Source organism: Paraburkholderia sp. BR10872, from assembly GCF_040965835.1.
Taxonomy (GTDB): Bacteria; Pseudomonadota; Gammaproteobacteria; order Burkholderiales; family Burkholderiaceae; genus Paraburkholderia; species Paraburkholderia nodosa_A.
Genome location: NZ_JBFRCN010000024.1, coordinates 108,359 through 114,358 on the forward strand (window position 1 = coordinate 108,359; position 6,000 = coordinate 114,358).

Below are 6,000 nucleotides of genomic sequence, written 5' to 3' on the forward strand. Positions count from 1 at the left end.
CGGGAGGGCACAAGCAAATGGACAAGCCGGCTACACGATCGAAGAACGCGCGCAGCGACGCGCAATCGCAGTTCTCGCGCTATGCGCAGCCGCTGGTGAGGGAAGCGCTTGCGCGTGTCACCGCGCTCGACACCGAGCCGGAAACGATGCACCAGCTGCGCGTCGCGTTGCGGCGGCTGCGCACGCTGTTGTGGGCGTGGCGGCCGCTGCTCGGGCGCGCGAGGATCGAGCCGCAGCGGGCGTTTCTCAAGCGTGCGGCGTCGGCCGCGGGCGAGGTGCGCGATTGGGACATTGCCGTCGCGCTGCTCGGCACGGACGGCGGCGCACTCGCGAACGGGCACCTTGCGCCGGTACGACAAGAGGCGCGCGAGCACGCCCGGCAGACGCTCTCTGCCGCCGATCTCAAGCACGCGCTGCGCGACATGCTGCATGAGGTGAACCGGGCGTTGAACACGTCGCCGCGCCGCACGCCGCTCAAGCGCCTCGCGCGCGAACGCGTGCGAGCGGCGCGCCGCTCGCTGGCTAAGCGCATGCGGCGAGCGCGCAGCGCAAAACGCCGCGATTACGCCTCGTGGCACGAGGTGCGCAAGGGGGCGAAGCGCCTGCGCTATTTGCTCGAGTTCTTCGGATCGATACTGCCGCGCCGCGAAAACCGGGGTATGAAGTCGCTCAAGAAACTTCAGGATCGTTTCGGCAAGCTAAACGATGCGGTCGCGAGCGAACACCTGCTCGCCCAACATCGCGAGATCTTCCCGGACGGTGCGAAGGCCGATGCCGCGCTCGCGACGCTGCGTCGCGAACGCAAGAAGCGCCGGCGAATGGCGGCAAAGCTGCTCGATTAGCGCGGCGGTGAAGGGGCGGACGAGGCGATCGGCGCCGCTTGCTCCCACCCGCCGCCGAGCGCCTTGTACAACGCCACGAGGTCGGTGCATACCTGCAGTTGCTCCTGCTGCGCGTTCTGCTCGGCGCTGCTCAGTTGGCGCTGCGCATCGAGCACGTCGATGAACGAGACAATGCCCTTGCGATAGCTCTCGCGTGCGAGATCGAACGCGTGGCGCTGGGCTGCCGCGCTCTCGTCGAGCGAGACGAGGCGCGTCTGATCGGTGCGATACACATCGAGCGCGTTGTTCACGTCGCGCAGCGCATCGAGCACGGTTTTGCGGTAATCGAGCGCGGCTTCGACCTGCTGGAGCTTCGACAGCCGCAAGTTCGACACGAGCGCGCCGCCCTGGAAGACGGGCAGCGATACGCTCGGCCCCCATGACCAGAAAAGGTTCGCCCAGTGCGTGAGATCGTGCGGCGAGGTCGCGCGCGTGCCGACCTGCCCGGTGAGCGAGATGTCCGGATAGAACTGCGCCACGGCCACGCCCACGTTGGCCGTGGCCGCGTGCAGCGAAGCTTCGGCGCGGCGGATGTCGGGGCGCCGGCGCGCGAGCGTGGCGGGCAGCCCGACCGGCACTGCGGGCGGCGTGCCGGGCAGTATGCCGGGCGGCGTGAGTTCGGCGTCGAGCGCGCCCGGCGCTTCGCCTACCAGCACCGCGAGCGCGTTGAGCGACTGCGCGATCTGCTGATCGTATTGCGGCAGCAGCGCCTCGGTTTGCGTACGCTCGGCGTGCGCGCGCGCGACGTCGAGTTCGCTTTCGAGGCCGTGCATCGCGGCGCTGCGCGCGAGGTCCTCGGTCTCGCGCTGCTCGGCGACGAGGCTCTGGGCCGTCGCGTGCAGCATCTGGGCGCCGCGCAGCTGCAGATAGGTCTCGGCCACTTCGGCTTCCAGCGAGACCTGCGCATCGCGTTGCGACTCGAGCGCGACATCGGCCTGCGCATTTGCGGCTTCGACCGAGCGTCGCACGCGCCCGAAGAGGTCGAGTTCCCATGACGCGTCGAAGCCCGCTTGCCACAGGTCCACGGGCGCGGTGAGCCGGTCGAGCGCGCTTTGCGCGCCGCGCTCCACGCCTGGGCCCGCACCCGGCGCGATCTGGTTGATGGGCGAGTTGGGCGCGCCGAGCGCATCGACCTTGTTGTAGACGCCCGCCGATTCGAGCAGGCCCTTCGCGCCCAGTTGTTCGCGCTTGTAGCTCGCGCTCGCGCGCACGTTCGGCAGGCCTTGTGCGGCGGCCTGCTGGGTTCGTTCGCGTGCCTGCGCGATGCGCACGACCGCGATCTGCAGATCGGGGTTGTCGCTCAATGCGCGCTCGATCAGGGCGTCGAGCGCGGGGTCGCGGAAGCCGCGCCACCACTGCGGATCGGGATTCGATTCGACGGTGGGCGTCGATACGCCGCCCGGTCCGTTCGCCGTGCGTTGCGTCGCATGCCAGTCTGCGGGCGCGTTGGCCTGCGGCGGCTGGAAGTCGGGGCCTACGGTGCAGGCACACAGTGAAGCGGCGAGAATGACGGCGAGCGCTCGCATGTCAATGGCCTCCTGAACCCGCCGCTTTCGAGGGCGAGAACAACAGCGCGAGCGGCGCGAACACCGCGCAGAAGCAGGCGAGTATGCCAAATACGTCGATATAGGCAAGGATGGTGGCCTGCGAAACGAAGGTCTCGTAGAGATGGCCGTTCGCCGTCTGCATGGCGTGCGCGAGCGGCGCTCCGGTGCTTTGCATGACCGTTTGCGCCTCGCGCGCGAGTGTGTCCTGGTAGTTCTGCGAGAACGGCGACATATGGGCCGAAAGATGCGCCATCCATGCCTGCGAGCGCTCGCGAATCAACGCGGTGGAGACCGAAATGCCGATCGAGCCGGCCACGTTGCGGAACATGGTGAACAGTGCGGAGGCGTCGTTATTGAGCTCCTTCGGCACGGTGAGGTAAGCGAGCGTCGTGACAGGCACGAACAGGAATCCGATGGCGAGCGACTGCGCGCTGCGCAGCTTCACGAGCGTGAGGTAGTCGATATCGGGCGTGAGCGTGCGCGCGTAGATGAGCGCCACGGTGAGCATGATGAAGCCTGTCAGGATGAGCATGCGCGTCTGGATATGCGGCATCAACCGGCTGACGATGGGAATCTCCATCGTGATGAGCAGCGCGCCCGGTGACAGCACGAGGCCCGCGAGCGTGGCGGTGTAGCCGAGCTGCTGCTGTGCGAGCTGCGGAATGATCACGGCGCTGCCATAGAGCACGGCGGCGAACGCGGCGATCATGCAGCAGCCCAGCGCGAAATTGCGGTCGCGCAGGCAGCGCAGATCCACGACGGGATGCTTCGCGTAGATGAGGCGCAAGGTTGCGCCCACGATGCCGAGCACCGCGAGCACGGCGAAGGTGACGATGAACGGCGACGAGAACCAGTCGTCGTCCTCGCCGCGATCGAGCGTGACCTGCAGGCAGCCGAGACCCAGGGCGATGAGCCCGATGCCCCAGAAGTCGACCGTGCGCCAGTTCATGCGTTGGTGTGTCTCGCGTTTGACCCATGGCGGGTCTTCCACGAGCTGGAACACGGCGAGGGTCGTGAGAATGCCGACCGGCACGTTGAGCAGGAAGACCCAGCGCCATGAGACGTGGTCGGTGATCCAGCCGCCCAGCGTCGGGCCGAGCACAGGGGCGACGACGATGGCGACGGCGGAGATCGAAAACGCGCGGCCGCGCTGGCTGGGTTCGAAGGTGTCGAGGATGATGGACTGCTGGTTCGGCTGCAGGCCGCCGCCAAAGAAGCCTTGCGCCACGCGGAAGATCACGAGCTGGCCGAGGCTCGTGGCGACGCCGCACAGGAAAGAGCACACCGTGAACGCGACGATGCAGAGCATGAAATAGCGCTTGCGGCCGAGCACGCGGGCGAAGAACGCCGAGATGGGCAGCACGATGCCATTGGCGACGAGGTAGGACGTCAGCACCCAGGTGGCCTCGTCGTAGCTCGCCGACATCGTGCCGGCGATATGGGGCAGCGCGACGTTCACGATGGTCGTGTCGAGCACTTCCATGAACGCGGCGAGCGTGACCGCGATCGCGATGAGCCAGGGGTTGCCGGCGGGGCGCCAGTTGCTCTGCGAATCGCTCATGGCCGCGCCCTCAGTCCGCCAGATACACCGTAGGCTCGACCGAAAGCCCCAGCGGCAGCGGCCGGTTCCCCGGCAAGCCGCTGTCGATCACGATCTTCACCGGCACGCGCTGCACGATCTTGACGAAATTGCCCGTCGCGTTCTCGGCGGGGAACGCCGAAAAGCGCGAGCCGCTGCCGAGCTGGATGCTGTCCACGTGGCCGCGTAATTCGAGCTTCGGGTAGGCGTCCACGCTGATCTTGACCTTGTCGCCCGGGCGCATGCGCGTGAGTTGGGACTCCTTGAAATTGGCGGTGATCCACATTTGCGGCGTGACGATGGAAAAAAGCGACGTACCCGCCTGCAAGAACGTGCCGTACTGCACATTGCGGCGCGTGACCCAGCCATCGGAGGGCGCGCGCATGTCGCACCAGGCGAGGTTCAGTTCCGCCGTGTCGAGCTGCGCCTCGGCCTGCGCCACCTCTTCGCGGCGCGCCTCCACGGCGGCCACGGCCTGGCGGATCTGCTGCGGCACGAGGCTCGCCGTCTTCAGTTGGGCACGGGCGCTCATGACGCCGGCATGCGACACGCGCTGCTGGTCGTTGGCCGTGTCGATGTTCTGTTGCGTGGTTGCGCGGGGATCGACGCCGTGCTGGCGTTCGTAGTCGGCCTGCGCGCGCGCGTAGTTCGCGCTGGCTGTTTCGATCTGCGCCCGCGCCTGGTCGTACTGCGCGGGGTACTGCACGCGCGCGATGTCGAGCTGCGCTTGCGCGGAAAGCAACTGGGCCTTCGCGAGGCCGAGTTGCGCGCGCGCCTGGTCGACCTGGGCCGCGTAGTCGCGCCGGTCGATCTCGACCATCAGGTCGCCCTTGTGCACGTAGACGTTGTCGTCGACGTTGAGTTGCGTCACATAGCCCGATACCTTCGGGGCGACGGTGATGGCGTTGCCGTCGGTATAGGCGTCGTCGGTGCTGACCTCGTTGCGCGTGACGAACCACCAGACAAGCGCGCCAATGGCGATCACGAGCAGCACGATGCCTATCACGATGAGCGGCTTCTTGCCGGGTCGCTTGCGGCCCTGATTGTCATTCTTCTCACTGCGGTTCGCACCGTTTTTCGATTTTTCGGCATCCGTGCGGCGCGCTTTGCCCCGGTGTGCGCGCGACCAGGCGCCCACGCCGCCCGAGCCTTCTTGCTCAGCCATGCGCGGCTCCTGGCTCACCGTTGAAATCGGCTGAATGGGGGAAGGCTTTCATGCGGGTCCCGGTGGATTCGATTTGCGCGAAAGGGCAACTCCCTGCAGGCAGCAATCGCTATGCCTATGCAGAGGGTGTCGAACGAAAAAAGACGCGCATCGAGGCGCAAAAGCCGCCAGTCTCACCCGGCGCCAGGTTCGGCGTTTGCGCGGGTGACGCCAACACGGCAAACGACTCGGACTATCCGCAAGGAGAACGGCACATGGCGACGACTACGGTGAGCGACTTCATCATCGAGCGGCTGCACGAATGGGGCGTGCGACGCATCTACGGCTATCCAGGCGACGGCATCAACGGCATGTTCGGCGCGCTGCAGCGCGCGCAGGGCAAGATCGAATTCGTGCAGGCGCGCCACGAGGAAATGGCCGCCTTCATGGCGAGCGCCCACGCCAAGTTCACGGGCGAACTGGGCGTGTGCATCGCCACGTCGGGGCCGGGCGCGGCGCACCTGCTCACGGGGCTCTATGACGCGCGGCTCGACCACATGCCCGTGCTGGCCATTGCGGGCCAGCAGGCGCGCGCCGCGCTCGGCGCGCATTATCAGCAGGAACTCGACCTCGTCTCGATGTTCAAGGACGTCGCGGGCGCCTACGTGCAGCAGCCCAGCGTGCCTGCGCAGGTACGCCACGTGGTGGACCGCGCAGTGCGCATCGCACTCTCGCGGCGCACGGTCACGGCCATGGTGCTGCCCAACGACTTGCAGGAACTCGAATATGAGCCGCCCGCGCGCAAGCACGGCACGGCGCATTCCGGCGTGGGCTATAGCGCACCCGAAG

General features: G+C 67.2%; 5 protein-coding genes. 2 read left to right on the forward strand and 3 right to left on the reverse strand.

Annotation, left to right across the window (positions count from 1 at the left end):
* Positions 1-17 precede the first annotated feature (17 nt).
* Positions 18-842 carry a CHAD domain-containing protein gene (locus AB4Y43_RS20030; protein ID WP_368728593.1) on the forward strand — a complete coding sequence of 275 codons (825 nt, stop codon included), beginning with the start codon at positions 18-20 and terminating at the stop codon, positions 840-842.
* Here the strand turns inward: AB4Y43_RS20030 and AB4Y43_RS20035 are convergent.
* The 3 genes from AB4Y43_RS20035 to AB4Y43_RS20045 are packed head-to-tail and all read right to left on the reverse strand — an operon-like array spanning position 839 to position 5,172.
* Entirely contained in the window at positions 839-2,407 is a 1,569-nt protein-coding gene (locus AB4Y43_RS20035) for an efflux transporter outer membrane subunit (protein ID WP_368728594.1), read from the reverse strand. The two genes, AB4Y43_RS20030 and AB4Y43_RS20035, sit on opposite strands and share 4 nt — an antisense overlap.
* Position 2,408: 1 nt before the next feature.
* Positions 2,409-3,989, reverse strand: coding sequence for a DHA2 family efflux MFS transporter permease subunit (locus AB4Y43_RS20040; RefSeq protein ID WP_342948285.1), 1,581 nt, complete (start codon positions 3,987-3,989; stop codon positions 2,409-2,411).
* Between the two features lie 10 nt (positions 3,990-3,999).
* Entirely contained in the window at positions 4,000-5,172 is a 1,173-nt protein-coding gene (locus tag AB4Y43_RS20045; protein ID WP_368728595.1) for an HlyD family secretion protein, read from the reverse strand.
* Positions 5,173-5,426: 254 nt separating this feature from the next.
* On the opposite strand from AB4Y43_RS20045, the gene AB4Y43_RS20050 reads away from it, so the two are divergent.
* Positions 5,427-6,000, forward strand: a 574-nt coding sequence (locus tag AB4Y43_RS20050) for a thiamine pyrophosphate-binding protein (RefSeq protein WP_368728596.1), incomplete at its 3' end; no start/stop codon positions are given.